At 66.4% G+C, this 21,017-nt stretch carries 17 protein-coding genes; all 17 read left to right on the top strand.

Annotation, left to right across the window (positions count from 1 at the left end; genetic code table 11):
- Positions 1-108: 108 nt before the first annotated feature.
- The 17 genes from ACO07J_RS15400 to ACO07J_RS15480 all read left to right on the top strand — a co-directional run bounded on the left by ACO07J_RS15400 (position 109) and on the right by ACO07J_RS15480 (position 21,003).
- On the top strand, positions 109-993 hold the full coding sequence (locus ACO07J_RS15400) for a LysR family transcriptional regulator (RefSeq protein ID WP_422030530.1): 885 nt from the start codon (positions 109-111) through the stop codon (positions 991-993).
- 91 nt (positions 994-1,084) lie between these two features.
- Positions 1,085-3,139 carry a hydantoinase/oxoprolinase family protein gene (locus ACO07J_RS15405; RefSeq protein WP_422030532.1) on the top strand — a complete coding sequence of 685 codons (2,055 nt, stop codon included), beginning with the start codon at positions 1,085-1,087 and terminating at the stop codon, positions 3,137-3,139.
- A 4-nt stretch (positions 3,140-3,143) separates the two neighbouring features.
- Positions 3,144-5,129, top strand: coding sequence for a hydantoinase B/oxoprolinase family protein (locus ACO07J_RS15410; protein ID WP_422030534.1), 1,986 nt, complete (start codon positions 3,144-3,146; stop codon positions 5,127-5,129).
- Positions 5,126-5,455: a (2Fe-2S)-binding protein gene (locus ACO07J_RS15415; RefSeq protein WP_422030536.1), complete on the top strand. Its 330-nt coding sequence runs from the start codon at positions 5,126-5,128 to the stop codon at positions 5,453-5,455. The genes ACO07J_RS15410 and ACO07J_RS15415 overlap by 4 nt, the downstream gene beginning before the upstream one ends.
- On the top strand, positions 5,452-6,825 hold the full coding sequence (locus ACO07J_RS15420; protein WP_422030538.1) for an FAD-dependent oxidoreductase: 1,374 nt from the start codon (positions 5,452-5,454) through the stop codon (positions 6,823-6,825). The genes ACO07J_RS15415 and ACO07J_RS15420 overlap by 4 nt, the downstream gene beginning before the upstream one ends.
- 122 nt (positions 6,826-6,947) lie before the next feature.
- Positions 6,948-8,411 carry an aldehyde dehydrogenase family protein gene (locus ACO07J_RS15425; RefSeq protein ID WP_422030540.1) on the top strand — a complete coding sequence of 488 codons (1,464 nt, stop codon included), beginning with the start codon at positions 6,948-6,950 and terminating at the stop codon, positions 8,409-8,411.
- Positions 8,412-8,434: 23 nt separating this feature from the next.
- Complete coding sequence (locus ACO07J_RS15430; protein WP_422030542.1) at positions 8,435-9,481, top strand: tartrate dehydrogenase; 1,047 nt, start codon at positions 8,435-8,437, stop codon at positions 9,479-9,481.
- 3 nt (positions 9,482-9,484) lie between these two features.
- Positions 9,485-10,930 carry an NAD-dependent succinate-semialdehyde dehydrogenase gene (locus ACO07J_RS15435; RefSeq protein ID WP_422030544.1) on the top strand — a complete coding sequence of 482 codons (1,446 nt, stop codon included), beginning with the start codon at positions 9,485-9,487 and terminating at the stop codon, positions 10,928-10,930.
- A gap of 114 nt (positions 10,931-11,044) precedes the next feature.
- Positions 11,045-11,671: a TetR/AcrR family transcriptional regulator gene (locus ACO07J_RS15440; protein WP_422030546.1), complete on the top strand. Its 627-nt coding sequence runs from the start codon at positions 11,045-11,047 to the stop codon at positions 11,669-11,671.
- 74 nt (positions 11,672-11,745) lie between these two features.
- Positions 11,746-12,912 (top strand): ABC transporter substrate-binding protein, encoded by a 1,167-nt coding sequence (locus ACO07J_RS15445; protein WP_422030548.1) that lies wholly within the window; start codon positions 11,746-11,748, stop codon positions 12,910-12,912.
- A 58-nt stretch (positions 12,913-12,970) separates the two neighbouring features.
- Positions 12,971-13,840: a branched-chain amino acid ABC transporter permease gene (locus tag ACO07J_RS15450; RefSeq protein ID WP_422030550.1), complete on the top strand. Its 870-nt coding sequence runs from the start codon at positions 12,971-12,973 to the stop codon at positions 13,838-13,840.
- A gap of 7 nt (positions 13,841-13,847) precedes the next feature.
- The gene (locus ACO07J_RS15455) at positions 13,848-14,813 is read left to right on the top strand and encodes a branched-chain amino acid ABC transporter permease (protein WP_422030552.1); all 966 of its coding nucleotides are present in this window, start codon (positions 13,848-13,850) and stop codon (positions 14,811-14,813) included.
- Between the two features lie 4 nt (positions 14,814-14,817).
- The gene (locus ACO07J_RS15460; protein ID WP_422030554.1) at positions 14,818-15,582 is read left to right on the top strand and encodes an ABC transporter ATP-binding protein; all 765 of its coding nucleotides are present in this window, start codon (positions 14,818-14,820) and stop codon (positions 15,580-15,582) included.
- Positions 15,583-15,589: 7 nt separating this feature from the next.
- The gene (locus tag ACO07J_RS15465; RefSeq protein WP_422030556.1) at positions 15,590-16,288 is read left to right on the top strand and encodes an ABC transporter ATP-binding protein; all 699 of its coding nucleotides are present in this window, start codon (positions 15,590-15,592) and stop codon (positions 16,286-16,288) included.
- A 14-nt stretch (positions 16,289-16,302) separates the two neighbouring features.
- A complete protein-coding gene (locus ACO07J_RS15470; RefSeq protein ID WP_422030558.1) occupies positions 16,303-17,277 on the top strand; it encodes a dipeptidase in 975 nt (324 codons plus the stop codon).
- 149 nt (positions 17,278-17,426) lie between these two features.
- Positions 17,427-19,826 carry a phenylalanine--tRNA ligase subunit beta gene (pheT, locus tag ACO07J_RS15475; protein WP_422030560.1) on the top strand — a complete coding sequence of 800 codons (2,400 nt, stop codon included), beginning with the start codon at positions 17,427-17,429 and terminating at the stop codon, positions 19,824-19,826.
- A gap of 217 nt (positions 19,827-20,043) precedes the next feature.
- A complete protein-coding gene (locus ACO07J_RS15480; RefSeq protein ID WP_422030562.1) occupies positions 20,044-21,003 on the top strand; it encodes a hypothetical protein in 960 nt (319 codons plus the stop codon).
- Positions 21,004-21,017: the final 14 nt, after the last annotated feature.

Below are 21,017 nucleotides of genomic sequence, written 5' to 3' on the forward strand. Positions count from 1 at the left end.
GTCCTGACCTTTCGCCAAAGGAATTTCCACAATCAGACGCCGTGCGGCCCCTTGTGTCAAAGACCGGATACGTGGCACGCTATAAGTCGCACCTATGGGGTATGAACGATGCGGGCACGCCAACTCGAGGTCTTCACCGCAGTCATGCGGGCCGGAACCGTCACCGGTGCTGCGCGGCTGCTCAACATTTCGCAGCCGGCGCTGAGCCAGATCCTGATCCACACCGAGGCGCAGCTGGGCTTCGACCTTTTCGACCGCGAGAAGGGCCGCTTGCGGCCCACGCCGGAAGCGTTCGAGATCTATCCCGAGGCAGAGCGTTTGTTTGCCGGGCTAGAAGGGTTGCGGCGCAAGACGTCGGACCTGCGGCTGGGGCGGGCCGGGCTGGTCCGGATCGCGGCCTCGCCGCCGCCGGGGATGTCGTTGCTGCCGCGGGCCCTGAAAGCCTTTCGCGCGGATCATCCCGAGGTGGTGCTGCGGACCCATGTTGCGCCGCTGGCGGCGATGGTCGACCTGCTTCGGACGGGCGATGCATCGATGGCGCTGGCGCTGGATGACGACCTGCCGCCCGACATCACGGTGGAACATATCGGAACGACGCAATTCTGCTGCCTGCTGCCCGAAGATCATGCGCTGGCCGGGGTGGAGGCGCTCGATTACGCCGATCTGAAGGACGAGACGATCATCTCGTACCGCAGCCAGACCCGGCCGCATGAAGAGTTGGACATGGCCATGCGCAGGCGGGGCGAAAGCTTTGCGCCGCAGATCGAGATCGACAGTTCGATCTCGGCGGCAGGGTTCGTCCGCGCGGGGCTGGGGGTGGCGCTGGTCGATTCGCTTTTGCCCTGGGCGCAGTTTCCCGGCATCGTGACGCGACCGTTGAACGACACGCCAAGCCTGCCGGTTTCGTTGCTGGTTGCGCGGGACAGAAGCCTGTCGCGTGCCGAGGAGGCGATGCGCAAGCTGTTGCACGCCACGCCCCTGACAGAGGCATAAGCTCCCCTTATACGCCGCCGCGCGATCGGTCTTGGACGGCGCGCGGCTTATCTGGTCCTCTCCGGGCAAATGACCGAAAGGACCAGGCAAGATGGATGGCACACCCGCCCCGGCGGACTGGAAGGTCGGCGTCGATATCGGCGGCACCTTCATGGATTTCTGCGCGCTCGACACTCGCAGCGGACGCATCGCGTCGCTCAAGGTTCTGACCACTCCGGATGATCCGGGGGCCGAGTTGCTGACCGGACTCGACCTTCTGGCCGAGCGCGAGGGGCTGGACCCGGCCAGCGTGACGCGGTTCGTGCACGGGACGACGGTGGGCATCAACACCATCCTTCAGCGCAAGGGCGCGCGGCTGGCCCTGATCACCAACGAGGGTTTCGAGGACGTGATCGAACTGGCGCGGCTTGCCATGCCGGACATGTACTCGCTCTTCTGCCACCGGGCCGAGCCGCTGGTGCCGCGCGACCGTGTCTTCGGCATACCGGCGCGGTTGCGGGCGGATGGCAGCGAACCGCTGGCGCCAGCGCCCGAGGCGGTGCAGGCGGCCGTGGCGCAGGCGCGCCGGGCCGGGGCCGAGGGGATCGTCGTGTCGTTCCTTCACAGCTGGCGCAACGGCGCGCAGGAGGCGACGGTGAAGGCCATGATCGAGGCCGAGGCGCCCGATCTCTTCGTCTTCACCTCCTCCGAGGTCTGGCCGGTCATTCGCGAGTACGAGCGCAGCTCGACGGCGATCCTCAACGGATATGTGCACCCGCGCGTGGCCGGCTATCTCGCGGCGCTGGAAGCCCGGCTGGAGGGGCGCGGGGTGCCTGCGAAGGCGCTGCTGACGAAATCCAATGGCGGGCTGATGAGCGCCTTCGAAGGGCGGCGCGACTGTGTCTCGATGCTGCTTTCGGGCACCGCCTCGGGCGTGATGGGCGCCGCGTGGCTGGCCCGGCAATCGGGCGCGTCGCGGGTTCTGACACTGGATATCGGCGGCACGTCGGCCGATTTCGCGCTGATCGTGGATGCCGAGGTTCAATACGGGACGGATGAACGGATCGGGGATTTTCCCCTGCATATCCCTTCGGTTTCTGTAAGTTCCATTGCCATCGGCGGAGGCTCGATCGCCACTGTCGACAGCCATGGCGTGCTGCGGGTCGGGCCGGAGTCCGCCGGATCGACTCCGGGCCCCGCCTGCTACGGGCGCGGCGGCACCGAACCCACGGTGACGGATGCGATGGCCGTTTGCGGATGGCTGGGGCAGGTCGAGCTGGCCTATGGCCAGTTGAACATCGACCGCGACCTGGCCCGCGCGGCGGTCGCACGCCTTGCAGGGCCGGCGGGCCGCAGCGTGGACGAGACGGCACAGGCCATTCTGGATATCGCGGTGTCGGAACTGTTCGTCGAGGTCGAGAAGCTGGGCTCGCGCGCCGGGGTCGACCTGCGGGACTTCACGCTGATGCCCTTTGGCGGCGGCGGGCCGATGCTGGGCGCGTTCCTGGCGCGCGAACTGGGGATGTCGCGCGTGCTGGCGCCTCGCCGGCCGGGCGTGGTGTCCGCGCTGGGCGGGCTGGTGGCGGACATGCGGGGGGATTTTCTGCAAACCGTCTTCACCGCGTTGGATGCCGGCGCCGTGCCGCAACTGGGCGCCGCGTTCGACGCGCTGCGGACCGAGGGGCAGGCATGGCTCGCGGCCCAGGGCCACGACGGCCCGGCGCAGATCCGCCTTTCGGCAGACATGCGCTATGCCGGGCAAAGCTACGAGATCGAAACCCCGTTGGAGCCCGGCTGGCTGACCGATCCGGGCCGGATCGCCGCGGCCTTTCACGAGACGCACCGCCAGATCTACGATTTCGAGGACAGGAGCGGCGCCATCGAGATCGTCAACCTCCGGCTTTCGGCGATCGGCATCACGCCCAAGCCGGACATGGCGGAAGAGGTCGCTGTCGGCGCGTCACGGGCCACCCCTGCGCGTCACGTGCCGGTCCACCTGCACGAGGCCCGGGACATCCCCCTGTTCCAGCGGGCCGATCTCATGCCCGGGGCGGAATTCAACGGTCCGGCCGTGGTCTGCCAGGAAGACACCACACTGGCCATTCCCGACGGCGCCACCGCGCATGTCGACCGGCATCTAAACATCCACCTCGAATTCGCGGAGTGATCCCTTGTCCGACAAGATGACCCTTCAGGTTCTGGCCAACCACGCCCGCGCGGCGGCCGAGAACATGGCCTATACGCTGCATCGCACGGCGCATTCCGCCTTCGTCAAGGAAACCCAGGATTTCACCGTCATGAACATGGACCGCGCCGGCGATACCTTTGCCGTGCCGATGGACCTTGGCGCCACGTGGTATCCCGGCCTGACCTACGGGCGGGCCATCGACATGATCGACGACTACCGCCCCGGCGACGTGGCCTTTACCAATGACCCCTATTCCGGGCACGTCGCCACCCACGCGCCGGACACGCATCTTTGGAAGCCCGTCTTTCACGAGGGCGAGATTGTGGCCTGGACAGGCGGGCATATTCACAACACCGACATGGGCGGCGCGGTGCCTGCGTCGCTGTCGCGCTCGCTCACCGAGATTCACCAGGAAGGCGTCCGGTTTCCGCCGATGAAACTGGTGAACGAAGGGGTCTTCGACGAGCAGATCCTGCGGATCATGGAAACGAATGTCCGCAAGCCCGGCCTCAACATCGGGGATATCAAGGCGCTGGTGGGCGCGCTCAACACCGGCGAACGCAAGGTGCATGCGATGCTGGCGCGCTTCGGACGGCAGAATTTCCTGTCGGGCGTGGCCGCGCTCAAGGACCAGGCGGAAGCCCAGGCGCGCGAGATTCTGCGGGCCATACCCGATGGCGACTACTGCTTTGCCGATTACGCGGACGAGGACAGCGATTTCGCCAATCCCTGCCGGCTCAACCTGACCCTGCGCATCCGCGGTGACAGTGCCGAGCTCGATTTCACCGGGTCCGACCCTCAGCTTGGGTCGTCGCTCAACGTGCCATCGGGCGGTGATCCGCGTCACACCATCCTGATGGTGGGGGTCTACTACGTGCTCTACACGCTCAACCCGCGTCTGTTGCTGAACACCGGGCTGACGCGACCCTTCACCTGTATCGCGCCGGAGGGGACCGTGCTGAACCCGGTCGCGCCCGCGGCTGTGGGGATGCGGTCGCTGACCTGTGCGCGCCTGCGTTCGGTCATTTTCGGCGCGTTCAGCCAAGCGGTGCCCGAACGGATGCCCGCCGCGCCCGCGGGCAACAATTGTATCGTCAATGTCATGACCCATGACGAGCGCAGCGGGCAGAAGATCATCGCCGCGGTGAACCCTGTGGTTGGCGGTGGCGGCGGGATGCCGGACCGCGACGGCACCAACGGGTCGGGCGCCGATGCGGCCTATCTGCGCAACACGCCGATCGAGATCACCGAAACCGAGGTGCCGGTGGAGTTCGTGAAGTACGGGCTTGCCCGTGACACCGGCGGCGCCGGGCGCTGGCGCGGGGGGCTGGCCACGGAAATGGCGTTCCGCGTTTTCGCACCCGACACGCGCATCACGGCGCGCAACCGCGACCGCTCGCGCTTTCGCCCCTGGGGTGTCCTGGGCGGGCGCGCGGCGGGGCTGGCCGAGATGGTGGTCAATCCCGGCACGCCCGAGGCCCGCCGGATGGGAAGCGCCGACACCGCCATATTGCAACCGGGTGACGTGCTGTCGCTGCGGTCGGCCGGCGGAGGCGGGCGCGGCGATCCGATGGAACGCGAGACCTGGCGCGTCGCGCTGGACGTGCAGCGCGGGCACGTATCCGAAAAGGCGGCACGGACCGAGTATGGCGTGGTGCTGGGAGCCGGAGAGGTGGACGAAGAGGCGACCGCCAAGCTGCGCGCCGCGTCGCGTGCGCATGAGGGACATTTCCATTTCGGCCCCGAGCGCGAAGCGTTCGAGGCGCAATGGACCCCCGCGGCCTATGCGCGCCTGACCGATATCCTGATGGCGCTGCCCGTGCATTGGCGCTTTTTCGTCAAGACGGAGATTTTCCGTCGGATGGAGGCGCGATCGGGCGCCGAAGGGGTCGCTGCCGCCTTCGACGAGACCTGCGCGCGGTTTCCCGATATCCCGCACGCGCAGGCCACCGCCGAGGCCGCGGAATGAGCCAGACCGGCACCACGGAACCAGGTCGCCTGCAGAGACTGGCCGAAACGGAACGTCCCGCGCTGGCCTTCACCTTCGAAGGGCGCGCCCTGACCGGCCTCGAAGGAGACACGGTGTTGACCGCCATCCTGGCGGCGTCGCCCTATCTGCGCGAGGCGGAGTTCGGGCCGGAACGGCGTGCGGGGTTCTGCCTGATGGGCGCGTGCCAGGATTGCTGGCTCTGGCAGGAGGGCGGCCCGCGTCTGCGCGCCTGTTCGACCTTGCTGCAGGAGGGGATGCGCCTGCGCGCGGCCCCACCCGACGGCTGGCCCGGGCCGCGGCCATGACGCGCGTTCTGATCGTGGGGGCGGGCCCTGCGGGGGGTCGCGCGGCGGAAACACTCGTCGCCGCCGGTCTGCGCCCGGTTGTCGTGGACGAGGGCGCGCGCGCGGGCGGGCAGATATATCGTCGACCGCCCGAAGGCTTCCAGCGGCCGCCCCGCACGCTTTACGGGTCCGAGGCCGGGAAAGCCACTCGGTTGCATGAGACCTTCGATGACCTCGTGCGGAACCGGCTGATCGACTATCACCCCCGGTGCAGCGTTCTGGGCCTGCGGGACGGGGCCGCGCAGGTGCTGGGCCCCGAGGGCGTGTATTCGATGGCCCATGATCGCCTGATCATCGCGACCGGGGCGACGGATCGGCTGGCGCCCGTGCCGGGCTGGCAGATGTCGGGTGTCTACACGCTCGGTGCCGCGCAGATTGCGCTCAAGTCGCAGGGGGTCGCGCTTGGCCGTCGCATTGTTCTTGCAGGCTCCGGGCCGCTTCTGACGCTCGTGGCATCCCAGCTGATCGCCGCGGGGGCCACGGTTGCGGCGGTGCTGGATACCGCGCCCTGGCGCACGCAGGTCCGGGGCGGGATCGGCATGGCGCTGTCCCGCCCTCGGGTCACGCTGCGCGGTCTGCGCCTGCGGGCCGGCCTGGGCAGGCTGTATTCGGCCGGCGTCACCCTGACCGGGATCGAGGGAGACGGCGGCAGCCCCGGCGCCGTCACCTGGAAGGACGCGCGGGGCCGGGGGCACCGGACGACCTGCGATACGGTGGCGCTCGGGTGGCATCTGCGGGCCGAAACCGCGCTGGCCGAATTGGCGGGCGCAGAGTTCGCATGGTCGGAAGCCTGGGCCCAGTGGCTGCCCCGAACGGACGCGGCGGGGCGGGCCCATGACGGGCTTTACCTGGCGGGGGACGGGATGGCCCTGCTGGGCGCCGATGGGGCAGAAATTGCCGGGCGCCTGGCCGCGCGGGCCTGCCTTGCCGATCTCGGCTATCGCACGGATGCGGGCGGCCATGCCCGCGATCTGCGCCGGATGCGGCGCATGGGCCGTTTCGCCAGCGCCGTTGCCCATGCGTTTCCCTGGCCCTCGGATATGGTCCGGGCCTTGCCCGATGAGGCGGTGCTTTGCCGCTGTGAAGGCATCACCGCGGGCGAGCTGCGCCGGAGCCTGGCCCTGTCGGGACCGGAGGCGAACCGCGCCAAATCCCTCAGCCGGGTCGGGATGGGGCGCTGCCAGGGTCGGTACTGCCAGATCGCGGGGGCCGAGGTTATCGCGGCCCGTTCTGGGTGTGATCTTGCCGGTGTCGGGCGCCTGCGGGCGCAACCGCCGGTGCGCCCGGCGCCACTTGGCCTGCTCGCGGCGGGCGTCGAAGCGCGCGAGTGAGCGACACAATCTTCTGCGCCCGACGCCGGCGCTGGCAGCGAAAAATGCCGCCAGTCGAGCGCTTTCGGCAAATGGTATCAGGCCGTTCGCGCCAGACTGCGGGCAACTGACAAGAGGTTCCCATGACACTTGCCTTCGATCCTGCGGTGGTGACGTTGCCGCGCGGGCATCACATCGGCGGAAAATACGTGCCCGCTCGCGAAGAGATTGACGTGACGACCCCTTCGAACGGTGCCGTCCTGGGGGCGGTGCCCCGGGCCGATGTGTCGATCGTCGACCGTGCGGTCGAGGCCGCGCGGACCGCCTTGCGCACATCCGGATGGGGCCGTGCGGCCCCGCGCGACAGGTTGCGGGCACTGCTACGCTGGGCCGACCTGATCGAGCAGGAGGCCCCGGCGCTCGCCCGGCTGGAAGCGGTCTGTTCGTCGCGCCCCGTGGCCGACGTGGTGGCGGGCGATATCCCGGTCACGGCCGAGCAGATCCGCTTCTTCGCGGAATTCGCCGACAAGGAATGCGACGCGCTGGCGCCCACCGCAGAGGGCCACCTGGGCATGATCACCTCGGAGCCGCATGGCGTAGTGGGTGCCATCACGCCCTGGAACTTTCCGATCTCGATGGCCGGTTGGAAACTGGGGCCCGCCCTGGCCGCCGGCAACGCGGTGGTGCTGAAACCGTCCGAGATGACGCCGTGGTCGGCCCTTTACATGGCCGAGCTCTCGGTGCGGGCGGGTCTGCCGGAGGGGCTGGTCAACGTGGTTCTGGGAGATGGTCCGCAAACCGGCGCGGCGATCACCGGGCACCCCGGCATCGACAAGATATCCTTTACCGGCTCGACCCGCGCAGGTGCCGCGATCATGGAAAACGTCGCCCGTTGCGGAATAAAGCCGATGACGCTGGAGCTTGGCGGCAAGAGCCCGATGGTGGTTTTCGAGGATGCCGATCTCGACCTCGCCGTTGACTGCCTGGAAAAGGGCATCCTGCCGAATGCCGGGCAGTTCTGCGTGGCCGGGTCGCGCATGATCGTGGCCCGCGGTATTGCCGACGCATTGGCGCAGCGCCTGACCGAAAGGTTCAACCGGCACGAGCCCGCGGCCACCTGGGCCGAGCGTTCCGGCTTTTGCCCGATCATTTCCGAGGCGCAGCTCGACCGGATCGACAGCCTTGTGCGCGCGGCGTGCGAGCAGGGCGCCGAGGCGCTGTGCGGGGCTGCGCGGTTTGACCGCGAGGGCAGCTATTACCGGCCCACGCTTCTGACAGGGCCGTCGCCCGACAACCCTGCCGTCACCGAGGAGATCTTCGGGCCGGTCGCCACCTTCCAAACCTTCGAGACCGAGGACGACGCCATCGCCATGGCCGCGCATCCGACCTACGGGCTGTGCGCCGGCATCTTCACCCGCGACCTCGGCCGCGCACTGCGCGTGTCGCGCCGGATCGAGGCGGGAACGGTCTGGATCAACCGCTACGGCCGCTCGCGCGATCACATCCTGCCCACCGGCGGGTGGAAGGCCAGCGGGCTGGGCAAGGACCTTGGGCGCGAAGCCTACCACGCCAACCGCCGCACGAAATCCGTGCTGGCGACGATCTGAATGACCGACACGAAGGAATTTCCATGAGCGATCACCATATTGCCCTGATCCCCGGTGACGGGATCGGCGTCGACGTTACCGAAGCCGCCATGAAGGTGATGTACGTGGTCGCCGAGCTGGAGAATTTCACGCTGCGCACCGAGACGTTCCCGTGGTCCTGCGCCTATTACCACGAGACGGGCGCGATGATGCCGCAGGACGGAATCGAGACGCTGCGCGCCTTCGACGCGATATTCCTGGGGGCAGTCGGCTGGCCCGAAACGGTGCCCGACGCGGTCTCGCTGCACGGACTTCTCCTCCCGATACGGAAGGCTTTCGACCAGTACGCCAATATCCGTCCGCACCGCCTGTTGCCGGGGGTCGAGGGGCCGTTGAAATCCGAGGCGTTCGATATTCTCTGCATCCGCGAAAACACCGAGGGCGAATATTCCGGCGCGGGCGGCCGCGTGCACCAGGGGCGGGAGAACGAGGTGGCCGTGCAGACCTCCGTCTTCACGCGCAGCGGGGTGGAGCGCATCCTGCGCTTCGGGTTCGAGCAGGCACGCGCGCGGCGCGGTCACCTGACCTCGGTCACCAAGTCGAACGCGCAGCAATACTCCATGGTCTTCTGGGATGACGTGACGCGCGCTCTTGCCGCCGACTATCCCGACGTCACGGTCAGCCATGTCCATATCGATGCCATGGCGGCCAAGATGGTGATGAATCCCGAAGAGCTTGACGTGATCGTGGCGTCGAACCTCTTCGGAGACATCCTGACGGATCTTGGCGCGGCCATCCAGGGCGGGCTTGGCTTTGCCGCGTCGGCCAACATCTGCCCCGACCGGTCGGCACCGTCGATGTTTGAGCCCGTGCACGGCTCGGCCCCGGATATCGCGGGCAAGGGTATTGCCAATCCCATCGCCGCCATCTGGTCCGGCGCGATGATGTTGCGCCACCTGGGCGAAAGCGCCGCTGCCGACCGGGTGGAGCGGGCCATCGCGGCAGCGACGGGCGAGGGAATCGGCATTCGCCCCGGCAGCCACGGCACGGACGAGATTACCAATGCGGTGATTGCCGCGATGAAAGGTTGAACGATGAAGCTCTCTGATCCCGATCTCTTTCGCCAGGCCGCGCTGATCGACGGCGCGTGGGTCGCCCGCCCTGACATGCAGGTGACGAACCCCGCGACCGGGGCCGTCATGGGCACGATGCCCGACATCACCGCCGCGGAGACCGAGCGCGCGATCGTGGCCGCCGAAACGGCGATGCGGGACTGGCGGGCACGGACCCATGCCGCGCGTGCCGATATCCTGATGCGCTGGCACGACCTGGTTCTTGAGAATACCGAAGACCTCGCGCGTATCCTGACCGCCGAACAGGGCAAGCCGCTGGCCGAGTCCCGCGGCGAGGTGGCCTATGGCGCGTCGTTCATCCGCTGGTTCGCCGAGGAGGCCCGGCGCATCGACGGTGCGATCATCCCGTCCCCGGTTCCCGGGAAGAAGATCCTTGCGATGAAGGAACCGGTGGGTGTCTGCGCGATCATCACGCCGTGGAACTTTCCCATCGCGATGATCACGCGCAAGGTGGCGCCCGGCCTGGCGGCAGGATGCACCATGGTGGTCAAGCCGTCCGACTTCACGCCTTATTCCGCGCTTGCGGTGGCAGTCCTGGCCGAGCGGGCCGGCATCCCAAAGGGGGTGCTGAACGTCTTGACCGGGCGGCCGGAGGACATTGGCAGGGCGCTGACGGCCTCGCCGGTGGTGCGAAAGCTGTCCTTCACCGGCTCCACCCGTGTCGGTGCGCTTCTGGCGGAGCAATGCGCCCCGACGTTGAAGAAGCTTTCGCTGGAACTGGGCGGCAACGCGCCCTTCATCGTGTTCGACGATGCCGATCTCGAGGCAGCTGTCGAGGGCGCGATGCTCTCGAAATTCCGCAATGGCGGGCAGACCTGTGTCTGCGCGAACCGCATCCTCGTGCAGTCGGGGATACACGACGCGTTCGTGGCGGCGCTGTCAGAGCGCGTGGATGCCCTCAGGGTCGGGCCGGGGGACGAGGACGGCACCGACGTGGGACCGATGATCAACGAGGCCGCGATTCAGAAGATCACCAGCCATGTCGAGGATGCCCTGTCGAAGGGGGCGAAGCGCAGCACCGCCGCGCGTGATCTGGCACCACATTACGCCGATCCGATGGTGTTGACCGACGCCACGCCCGACATGAAGCTTGCCAGCGAAGAGACCTTTGGCCCCGTCGCGCCGATTTTCCGTTTCGACAAAGAGGACGAGGCGATAACATTTGCCAACGGGACGCCATTTGGACTTGCGGCCTATTTCTACACCCGGGATCTGGCGCGTGCGTTCCGCGTGGGCGAGGCGCTGGAATTCGGTATCGTGGCGCTGAATACCGGGGTGGTCAGCCATGCCGAAAGCCCGTTTGGCGGCGTCAAGGCATCGGGGCTTGGCCGCGAAGGGGCGCGGGAAGGGATCGAGGAATATCTCGAGACCAAGGCGTTTCACGTGGGCGGACTTGCCGGTTCCTGACAGCGAACCAGGCGCGGACACGGCACCGCCCGTTTCCGCGCCACGCACGACCCGTGATGCCACCTACAAATCGAACCTTGACAAAGGCAGCATTTTACATACAGGCTGGTCGGTATGTCCAATCGCGTGAAGCCACCCAGACGAACCCAGACCGAGCGCAGCGACCGCACGCGCAAGCTGTTGCACGAGGCGACCATAGCCCTGCTCATGGAGACGGGCTATTCCAACACGACCTCCCTCGGTATCGCCAAGCGCGCCGGGGTTTCGCGGGGCGCCCAGACCCATCATTACCCCGAGAAGATCGACCTGATCGTGGCCGCGACCGAGGATATGTTCGACACGTTTGCCGAAGGCCTGGCAGAGCAGGCGCGCCACCTGCGCTCGGGCAAACTGAGCCTCGATGCGTTCCTGGAACTGGTCTGGCTCCGGATGCTGGACGGCGACTGGTTCTACGCCTCGCTCGAGATCATCGTGGCCGCGCGCGGGGACGCACAGCTTCGCCAGCGGCTTCAACCCGCCATCTTTTCGCTTCACAACCGGTTCGAGGCGATCTGGCGGGAAACCTTTACCGCGGCCCCGGATTCGGATGCGGATCCCGTGATCATCATGAACATCTTTCTGAACGTGTTCCGCGGCATGGCCGTCCAGGCCGTCCTGCGGCCAGACAAGGCGTTTCTGCAAGATATGCTGAAAGTGACATCCGGTCTTTTGCGCGAGCAGGTCAGACCGGTCGTGGAGTAACAATTTTACCCCGTAAAAAACAGACTGGCTCGTTTGTAAAATAAAAAACAGTCCACCCGACAGGAGATCAAACAATGAAGACAAGATTGAAACTGATCGCGGCCATGATGATGGCAGCGCTGCCCGCCACGGCACAGGAGGTGCCCGGTGTCACCGATGACAGCATAACCATCGGGGTGATGGGCCCGTTCTCGGGCAATGCCTCCTCCTACAGCAAGGCGCTGGTCGGCATGATGGCCTATTACGACAAGGTCAATGCCGAAGGGGGCGTGCACGGCCGCAAACTCGTGGCCATTCCCGAAGACACGGCTTGTGATCCGAACAAGGGTTTGGCCGCCGCGAAGAAACTCATCTACCAGGACGAGGTGTTCATGCTGCACGGCAACTCGTGCTCCGGCGTTGCGGTCGCCGTGCGGCCGGTGGTCGAGGAAGCCGGGCTGCCCTGGCTGGTGGCCCACGCGGTGAGCGATTCCATTTCGACCCCGCTGGCGCGCAACATCTTCCATGGCGTTCCGACCGGCTCGGCCAACGGGCGGGCTATGGCCCAGTTCGTGCTGTCGAAGCCCGATACCGAAAAGGTCGCCATCATCGAGCATTCCAACGACTGGGCGCACAGCTATTCCAACCCGGCGCGCGAGTACCTGACGGAAAACGGGGTGACACCGGTGGCCGAGCTGACCATGGAGCGCGGCCAGACAGACGCCACCGCCCAGGTGCTCAAACTGCGCGAGCAGAAGCCCGATTTCGTCATCGCCGCCCTTTACGAGGCTGAAACCGCGATCTTCCTGCGGGATCTGAAGAAATACGGGCTGGGTGAGATCCCCGTGATGGGTACGGCCGGCACCGACCTGGAAAATACCCTCAAGCGCGTGGGCGATTTCGAAACGGTCAAGAACTACTACGTGATTCATTCCTACGTGGACAATCTCGACGGGCCCAAGCTTCAGCCGGTGCGCGACATCCTGGCCGAATATGCGCCCGACGAGGAACTGTCGACCTTCAGCTTCGTCTCCATCGGCTCGGCCAAGGCCCTCGTGGCCGCGCTCGAGGCCGTCGGGCCGGACCTGACCCGCGAAAAGCTGATCGCCGCGATGGAAGGCATCGAGAATTTCGAGACGGGCGTCCTGTCGGCGCCGATCACGTGGAGCGCGACGGATCACCAGGGCGTCAAGGGCTCGGCCGTTGCCGGCTTCGTCGACGGGAACCCCACCGTCCTGAAATCCTGGAATACCCCCTACTAAGCCACTCTAACCAGGGCCGAGGGCGAACGCCTTCGGCCCCTCCCCGGGAGTTCTTGAAATGTTGATGCAGCTCACGATCAGTGGGGTCTCTCAGGGTGCGATCTATGCGCTGATCGCCCTGTCCCTCACCGTGGTCTACCGCTCGACCACGATCGTCAACTTCGGGCATGGTGATTTCGTCATGGCCGGCGCCTTCATCAGCTACGTGCTGGTGGTCCTGCTGGGCGTGGCGTTCGTCCCGGCGGCGGTGCTGGCGGTGGTGGCCATGTTCCTCCTTGGCCTTGCCTTCAGCCGCGGCCTGATCCGCCCGATCCGGGGCGGGCCGCATATCGGTTTCGCCCTGATGTGCATTTCCGCGGGCTACGTGTTCCGCGGTATCGCCCGCATCGTGTGGGGCCGCGAAGTGCTTCCGATGCCCCGCGTCTTCGATATCGACCCGATCTTCGTCGGCGACCTGATCATCACCGGCGACGCGGTCTTCATCCTGTCGACCACCGCCATCATGCTTGTGGTGTTCTTCGGCGTGCTGGCGCTGACCGATATCGGGAAGATGGTGCAGGCCGTCTATCAGTCGGCGCGCGGCGCGCAGCTGATCGGTATCAATGTCGACCGCTTCAAAGACTTCACCTGGGGGATCGGTGCCGCCCTGGGCGCCATTGGCGGCATTCTCATCGCGCCGATCTCGCTGCTGCATCCGGACCTGGGGGCCAGCTTTCTCATCAAGGGTTTCGCGGCCATGACACTCGGCGGGTTCGGCTCGCTCTACGGTGCCGTGCTGGGCGGGCTGATCCTGGGTCTCAGCGAACAATACGCGGGTGCCTATATCGATTCCGCGCTGATCGACATCACCGCTTACCTCGTGATCGTCCTTGTCCTGTTCTTGCGGCCGCACGGGCTGTTCGGGCGCAAGGCCGTTGTGAAGGTGTAAGCCGATGATGCCGACCGCTTCACAGCTCCGCTTCCGCACGGCCCTGTTCTGGGCCGTTCCCCTGCTGCTCCTGGCGCTGCCGATGGGCACCAACGCCTATGTGCAGTTCATCGCCAACAGCATCGTGATCTTTGCGCTGGTCGCGCTGGGGTTCAATTTCGTCATCGGCAACCTGGGTCAGCTGGCCTTTGCCAACACCGCGTTGTTCGGCCTCGGGGCCTATGGCTCGGCCATTCTCGTCAACAGCTTCGGCCTGCCCTGGATCCTGTCCATCCCGCTGGCGGGGCTGGCCGGGGCGGCGGGCGGCTTCCTGGCCTCGGCCGCCGCGCTGCGGGGCATCCGCCTTTATTACCTGGCGATCATCACGCTGGCCTTTGGCGAGCTGATGCGCTGGCTGTATGTCCACGGCAAGGCCGTCACCGGCGGCACCGATGGTATGGCCATAGCGGCACAGTCGCTGTTCGGCATCTCGCTGAGCGACGATCGCGCGAAGTTCTACATCTTCCTCGCCGTTGCCGTGCTGTTGTTCAAGGCGACCCTGAACATCCTGCGCTCGCGTGTGGGGCGCTCCGTCATGGCGGTGCGGGAAAACGAGGTGGCCACGGCCTCGCTCGGCATCCCGACAGCGCGGATCATCGTCTTTTCCTTCATGTGGTCGGGCTTCGTGGTGGGCTGCGCGGGGGCGCTGTTCGCGCTCCACACAAGCTACGTCTTCCCGGAAAGCTTCGGAATGCTGCACCTGATCGTCAGTTTCGCGATGGTGCTGGTCGGCGGCCTTGGCTCGGTGCTGGGCGCGGTGCTGGGGGCGGCGGCGCTGACCATCCTGCCGGAATACCTGCGCAGCTTCCCCGGCATGGAAGAACTGTTCTTCGGCCTGATCGTCATCGGGGTGTTGCTGGTGCTGCCTGACGGGCTGGCCAGCCTGCTGCGCAAACTGTCACCGATCTTCGTCGAACGCTATTACAGGGAATGAGACCATGACCCAACTCCTCGACGTCGAGGGCCTCGATGTCCGCTTTGCCGGCCTCCACGCCCTGCGCGATGTCTCGCTGACATTGCAGCCGGGCCAGATCATGGCTGTGATCGGCCCCAACGGAGCTGGCAAGACAACGCTTTTCAACGCCATTTCGGGATACGTTCAGCCCAGCAGCGGCAGCGTGCGCCTCCGGGGCCAGGATGTCGCCCGGCTGTCACCGCACCGGATCGCCGAACACGGCATCCGCCGCACCTTCCAGAACGGCGGGCTGTTCCCGGCGCTGACGGTTCTGGAAAACGTGCTGACCGGCCTCCACGCCCAGACCGAGGGCAGCATCCTGGACGTGATCCTCGGGCGTAGCCGGGCCCTGGCGTCGGAACGCGACATGATCGCCAGGTCGCGGGAGCTTCTGGCACTCATGCAGATGGACCACATGGCCGACACCCCTGCGAAGGACCTCTCGGGCGGCCAGCAACGGATCGTCGAGATCGTCCGCACCGTCGCGTCCGATCCGCCCGTGCTGCTGCTCGATGAGCCGGCTGTCGGCCTGTCCCCGCTGGCCCGCGACCAGATGATGGACATCATCAACCGCATGGCCGGCGAAAAGGGCGTCGGCGTCCTGCTGATCGAACATGCGGTCGAACTGGTCATGGCCGGCGCCGACCGGATCATGGTGATGGCGGCAGGCCAACGCATCGCCGAGGGCACCCCTGCCGAAATCCGCGAAGACCGCGCTGTGCTGGAGGCCTATCTTGGACATGCCTGAAACGTTGATGACAATCCGCGACCTGAACGTCGCCTATGGCAAGAAGCCGATCCTGCGCGACGCGACATATGACATCGTCAAAGGCGAATGCCTGACGCTGCTCGGGGCCAACGGATCGGGCAAGTCCACGTCGCTCAACGCGATCTGCGGCTTCGTCCGGCCGGTCTCCGGCTCGGTCCGGCTGGGCGACCAGGAACTGGCCGGCCTCGCGCCACACCAGATTTTCTCGCACGGGGTGGCCCAGGTCAGCCAGGCGCGCGACCTGTTTCCCGACCTCTCGGTCGAGGACAACCTTCGGCTCGGGGCCATGCGCCGCGGCTCGAAAGACTCGGCCAACACCCTGGCCGGCATCTACGACCGCTTTCCCCGCCTGGCCGAGCGCCGGAAACAGCCCACCCGCACGCTCTCGGGTGGCGAACAGCAAATGGTCGCCATCGGTCGCGCCTTGATGTCACAGCCTCGGCTTCTGCTTCTCGACGAACCCTCTGGCGGCCTGTCGCCCGAATTCTGCGAGGAGATCGCCGTGCTCATGGACGGGCTGAAAGGCGAGGGCGTGACCATGCTGATGGTCGAGCAGAACCTCAAGCTGGCCTTCCGGGCGGCGGACCGCTTCATCGTGCTGCGCGACGGGGCCGTCGTCGATGGCGGCGACGTCAAGGCGATGGAGCATGACCACGATGCGATCATCAAGAATATCTACCTCTGAGAATGGAATGGAACATGACCGACAAGAACCTGCACGACGATCTGATTGTCTTTGACGGGCTGATTATCTCGAACTGGGGCGGGGATATCTTCGATGCCATGCGCAAGGGCGGCCTGACCGCGGCCAACTGCACCTGTTCGGTCTGGGAGAACTTCCGCGATACGATGCTCAATATCGCCGCGTGGAACGGCATGTTCTCGGAATTCGGCGACCAGATCACCAAGGCGGTCACCATCGCGGATATCCGGCGTGCAAAGGCAGAGGGCAAAACCGCCATCGTCCTGGGCTTTCAGAACACCTCGGCGTTCGAGGACCGGGTGGAATTCGTCGAACTGTTCAAGCAACAGGGCGTCGGCATCGTTCAGATGACCTACAACACCCAGAACCTCGTCGGCAGCGGATGCTACGAAAGCACCGATAGCGGCCTCTCGGATTTCGGCCATGACATCGTCGCCGAGATGAACCGCGTCGGCATGCTCTGCGACCTGTCCCATGTCGGCCCGAAAACGTCGGAGGACGTGATCCGCGCCTCGAAACGGCCGGTGGCCTACAGCCACTGCCTGCCGCACGGTCTCAAGGCGCACCCCCGCAACAAGACCGACGACCAGCTCCGCCTGATCGCCGATCATGACGGCTTCGTCGGCGTCACCATGTTCCCGCCCTTCCTGCCGCGCGGCAATGACTCGTCGGTCGATGATTACGTCAGCGCCATCGACTACGTGGTGAACCTCGTGGGCGAAGACCGTGTCGGCTTCGGCACCGATTTCACCATGGGCTATGGCAAGCCGTTCTTTGAATATCTCAACCGCGACAAGGGCACCGGCCGCCAGTTGACGGAAATCTGGGACGTGGAATTCCCCGACGGGCTTGAAAGCATCGCCGATTTCCCCAACCTCACCGCCGCGATGGAACGCGCCGGCTGGTCCGAGGGCAAGATCCGCAAAGTCATGGGCGAGAACTGGCTCTCGCTCCTCGACAGGGTGTGGTGATGCGCCGGTGAGGCAGCCGCCAAGGCTGCCTCAGAGCCAACGGTTGTTGTCGTGGGGTGATCGCAGCGTCGGGGACAGCGCCCCCTTCCAACACCGCGGCTTATCCGCTAAAGCCCGCGTAACTTCGAAAAACCGGCGGAAGACGCACGATGAAATTCACCCTGTCCTGGCTCAAAGACCACCTTGATACGACCGCCACGGTCGACGAGATCGCCGAGGCGCTGACGGATCTCGGTCTCGAGGTCGAGGAAATCTCGAACCCCGCCGCCCGCCTGTCGGCCTTTACCATCGGCAAGGTCGTCAAGGCCGAGCAGCATCCCGATGCCGACCGGCTCCGCGTCTGCCAGGTGGAAACCGACGAGGGCGAGAAGCAGATCATCTGCGGCGCGCCCAATGCCCGCGAGGGGATCACGGTCGTGATCGCCAAGCCAGGCGTCTACGTGCCCGGCATCGACACCACGATCGGCGTCGGCAAGATCCGCGGCATCGAGAGCTTCGGCATGATGTGTTCCGAGCGCGAGATGGAACTCAGCGAGGAACATGACGGCATCATCGAGCTGCCCTCGGGCGAGGTCGGCCAGAGCTTCACCGACTGGCTGGCCGAGAACGACCCGGCCAAGGTCGACCCGGTGATCGAAATCGCCATCACCCCCAACCGCCCCGACGCGCTGGGCGTTCGCGGCATCGCGCTCGACCTTGCCGCGCGCGGCATCGGCACGATGAAGCCGGCGCCCCAGGCGCATGTCGAGGGGCAGTTTCCCTGCCCGATCGAGGTCACCATCGACCCCGACACCCGCCAGGACGGCTGCCACGTCTTCGCCGGTCGCCTGATCCGGAACGTCAAGAACGGCCCCAGCCCCGAATGGCTGCAGGACCGCCTGCGTGCCATCGGCCTGCGCCCGATCTCGGCGCTGGTGGATATCACCAACTTCTTCACCCATGACCGCAACCGCCCCCTCCACGTGTTCGACGCCGACAAGGTCAAGGGCAACCTCCGCATCCACCGCGCCAAGGGGGGCGAGACGCTGACCGGGCTCGACGAGAAAACCTACACCTTCTCGGAAGGGCAGGTGGTGATCTCCGACGACGAGGGCATCGAGAGCATCGGCGGCATCATGGGCGGGCTCGCCACGGGCTGCACCGAGGAGACGACCAACGTCTTCCTCGAGGCCGCCGTCTGGGACCACATCCAGATCGCCCATACCGGCCGCGCGCTCAAGATCAACTCAGACGCCCGCTACCGCAACGAGCGCGGCATCGACCCGGAGTTCAACATGGAGGGCCATGAACTGGCGACGCAGATGATCCTCGACCACTGCGGCGGCGAGCCCTCGAACGTGATCGTCGCCGGCGAGGTGCCGGATGTCAGCCGCGCCTATCGGCTCGACCCGGCGCGGGTGCAATCGCTCGTCGGCATGGACATCCCCGAAAGCGACCAGCGCCAGACGCTCACCCGCCTCGGCTTCCGGCTCGAGGGCAACATGGCCCACGTGCCCAGCTGGCGCCCCGACGTGATGGGTGAGGCCGACCTGGTGGAGGAGGTGGCCCGCGTCGCCTCGCTCACCAAGCTGCAGGGCAAGCCCATGCGCCGCATGACGGCCGGCGTGCCCAAGCCGATCCTCAGCCCGATCCAGAAGCGCGAACAGATCGCGCGCCGCACATGTGCGGCGCTGGGCTACAACGAATGCGTCACCTACAGCTTTATCGACAAGGCGGCGGCCGAGCTCTTCGGCGGCGGCACCGATGCCGAGATGCTGGCGAACCCGATCAGCTCGGAAATGAGCCATATGCGCCCGGCGCTGCTGCCCGGCCTGTTGCAGGCCGCCGCCCGCAACCAGGCGCGGGGGATCATGGATATGGCATTGTTCGAGGTGGGCCACGCCTTCCAGGGCGGCGAGCCCGGCGAACAGCACCTGCTCGCCACCGGTATCCTTGTCGGCCGCACCGGTCCCAAGGACGTGCACGGCCAGTCGCGCGCCGTCGATCTGTATGACGCCAAGGCCGATGCCGAGGCCGTGCTTTCCGCCATCGGCGCCCCGGCCAAGGTGCAGATCCTGCGCGGTGCCGAGGGCTGGTGGCACCCGGGCCGCCACGGCAAGATCTGCCTTGGCCCCAAGAAGGTGTTGGCCGTCTTCGGCGAACTTCACCCCAAGGTGCTGCGCGAGATGGACGTCAAAGGCCCCGTCGTCGGCTTCACCATCTGGCCGGCCGAGGTGCCGCTGCCCCGCAAGGCCGGCGCCAATCGCGGCGCGCTCGAGGTCAGCGGGTTGCAGGCGGTCGAGCGTGACTTCGCCTTCGTGGTCGATGCGAATGTCGAGTCGCTGAACCTCGTCAACGCCGCCGCCGGGGCCGACAAGGCCCTGATCGAAGACGTGCGCGTCTTCGACGAGTTCATCGGCGGCAGCCTCGGCGAGGGAAAGAAAAGCCTCGCTATCACCGTGCGCCTGCAACCGACCGACAGTACGCTGAAAGAGGCCGATATCGAGGCCGTCTCGCAGAAGATCGTCGAGAAGGTCGAGAAGGCCACCGGCGGCGTGCTGCGCAAGTGACGTGACCCGCCGGTCACAGTTTCCATGGGTGAAATTCAGAAGGGCTTGAGGCGACTCGGGCCCTTCTTCTATTCAGGCGCCTTACGCAACGACTCCCCAATTGGCTGGAGAGAGACATGTCTGCACACGGCTGGCGGCAAGGACCGCCCGAAAAGACCCTCTAGTTGCCCGCGGCCTGACCTGCGGGCGCGATGGCGCATACCCCAGGATCAGACCCATGACCCCCGAAGAGATCTTCCGCCTGCGGCAGGACCTGCCGAGGGCGGAGCCGTTCAACTACTACACCGACCGCGAAAGCGCGTGGCTGCTTCAGGCATTGCTGCCCGAGGACACGCCCGTGCGCGCCCTGCGGCAGGGCCGGCTGGCCAGGCTGCTCGACCGGCCACTGGTGAAACCCCTCACCGCCGCGGGCGACGGGATCATCCGGCGCGCCGATCTTCAGGTGTTGGCCCACGCCGACGGCAGCTTTCTCTACGACAGCCTCTCCCCCGCCACGCTCACCGCGCTGGAACGGGCCTTCGACCTGCCGTGGCTCGATTTCGAGTTGAGCTTCACCGTCTGGGGCAACAACAACTGGCACTGGGCCCAGACCAGCCGCCCGGGGGTCAACGTCGTCCTCCAGCTCAACTTCCCCGGCGATCACGCGGCCCTCCTGGAACGCACCGTTGGGCTGCAGGACCGTGGCAAGTTCGAATGCTCCCGCCACCCGGTGCGCCGCACCGGGCGGCCGACGCTGGCATGGGCGCGGCTCGATATCGACCACGGGGCCGGGGTGGCCCTGATCGAGGAGGTTCAGTCCGACTGGCTGCGCTTCGTCCGGTGGGAGCTGGACGACCTGCGCCGCCTCCGCCCCCGCTCGCGCGCCCTGCGCGATACGCAGGCCTACGAGGCGGCACTGACTGCGCGCTACGGGAAGGTCTGGCCCCGCGCCATGCTTCTCGCCGCGCTCATGCTGCTGCGCGACCGGTTGGGGATTGCGGAAATCTATTATCACCAGCCGGGGCCGGGGGCGGTGCTGAAACACTGCAAGCCGCCTGTCTCGCTGTACTCGTCGCTGCCCAAGGCGTTCTGTTTCGAGCCCACGCGTGACGTCCCGCCCTTCCTGCGTCCCAAGCGGCGCAAGCACCTGTCGCGGCTGCCGAAAGACGGGCCGCTTTTCTGGAAGATGGCCTTCTAGGGGCAGGCGAGGGG

Source organism: Roseovarius sp., from assembly GCF_965228755.1.
Lineage (GTDB): Bacteria > Pseudomonadota > Alphaproteobacteria > Rhodobacterales > Rhodobacteraceae > Roseovarius.

Coding starts and splice junctions, on each gene's coding strand:
- ACO07J_RS15420 (WP_422030538.1), top strand. CDS start 5,452: ATGACGCGCGTTCTGATCGTGGGGGCGGGCCCTGCGGGGGGTCGCGCG.
- ACO07J_RS15460 (WP_422030554.1), top strand. CDS start 14,818: ATGACCCAACTCCTCGACGTCGAGGGCCTCGATGTCCGCTTTGCCGGC.
- ACO07J_RS15425 (WP_422030540.1), top strand. CDS start 6,948: ATGACACTTGCCTTCGATCCTGCGGTGGTGACGTTGCCGCGCGGGCAT.
- ACO07J_RS15405 (WP_422030532.1), top strand. CDS start 1,085: ATGGATGGCACACCCGCCCCGGCGGACTGGAAGGTCGGCGTCGATATC.
- ACO07J_RS15445 (WP_422030548.1), top strand. CDS start 11,746: ATGAAGACAAGATTGAAACTGATCGCGGCCATGATGATGGCAGCGCTG.
- ACO07J_RS15480 (WP_422030562.1), top strand. CDS start 20,044: ATGACCCCCGAAGAGATCTTCCGCCTGCGGCAGGACCTGCCGAGGGCG.
- pheT (WP_422030560.1), top strand. CDS start 17,427: ATGAAATTCACCCTGTCCTGGCTCAAAGACCACCTTGATACGACCGCC.
- ACO07J_RS15450 (WP_422030550.1), top strand. CDS start 12,971: ATGTTGATGCAGCTCACGATCAGTGGGGTCTCTCAGGGTGCGATCTAT.
- ACO07J_RS15415 (WP_422030536.1), top strand. CDS start 5,126: ATGAGCCAGACCGGCACCACGGAACCAGGTCGCCTGCAGAGACTGGCC.
- ACO07J_RS15440 (WP_422030546.1), top strand. CDS start 11,045: ATGTCCAATCGCGTGAAGCCACCCAGACGAACCCAGACCGAGCGCAGC.
- ACO07J_RS15400 (WP_422030530.1), top strand. CDS start 109: ATGCGGGCACGCCAACTCGAGGTCTTCACCGCAGTCATGCGGGCCGGA.
- ACO07J_RS15435 (WP_422030544.1), top strand. CDS start 9,485: ATGAAGCTCTCTGATCCCGATCTCTTTCGCCAGGCCGCGCTGATCGAC.
- ACO07J_RS15430 (WP_422030542.1), top strand. CDS start 8,435: ATGAGCGATCACCATATTGCCCTGATCCCCGGTGACGGGATCGGCGTC.
- ACO07J_RS15470 (WP_422030558.1), top strand. CDS start 16,303: ATGACCGACAAGAACCTGCACGACGATCTGATTGTCTTTGACGGGCTG.
- ACO07J_RS15455 (WP_422030552.1), top strand. CDS start 13,848: ATGCCGACCGCTTCACAGCTCCGCTTCCGCACGGCCCTGTTCTGGGCC.
- ACO07J_RS15465 (WP_422030556.1), top strand. CDS start 15,590: ATGACAATCCGCGACCTGAACGTCGCCTATGGCAAGAAGCCGATCCTG.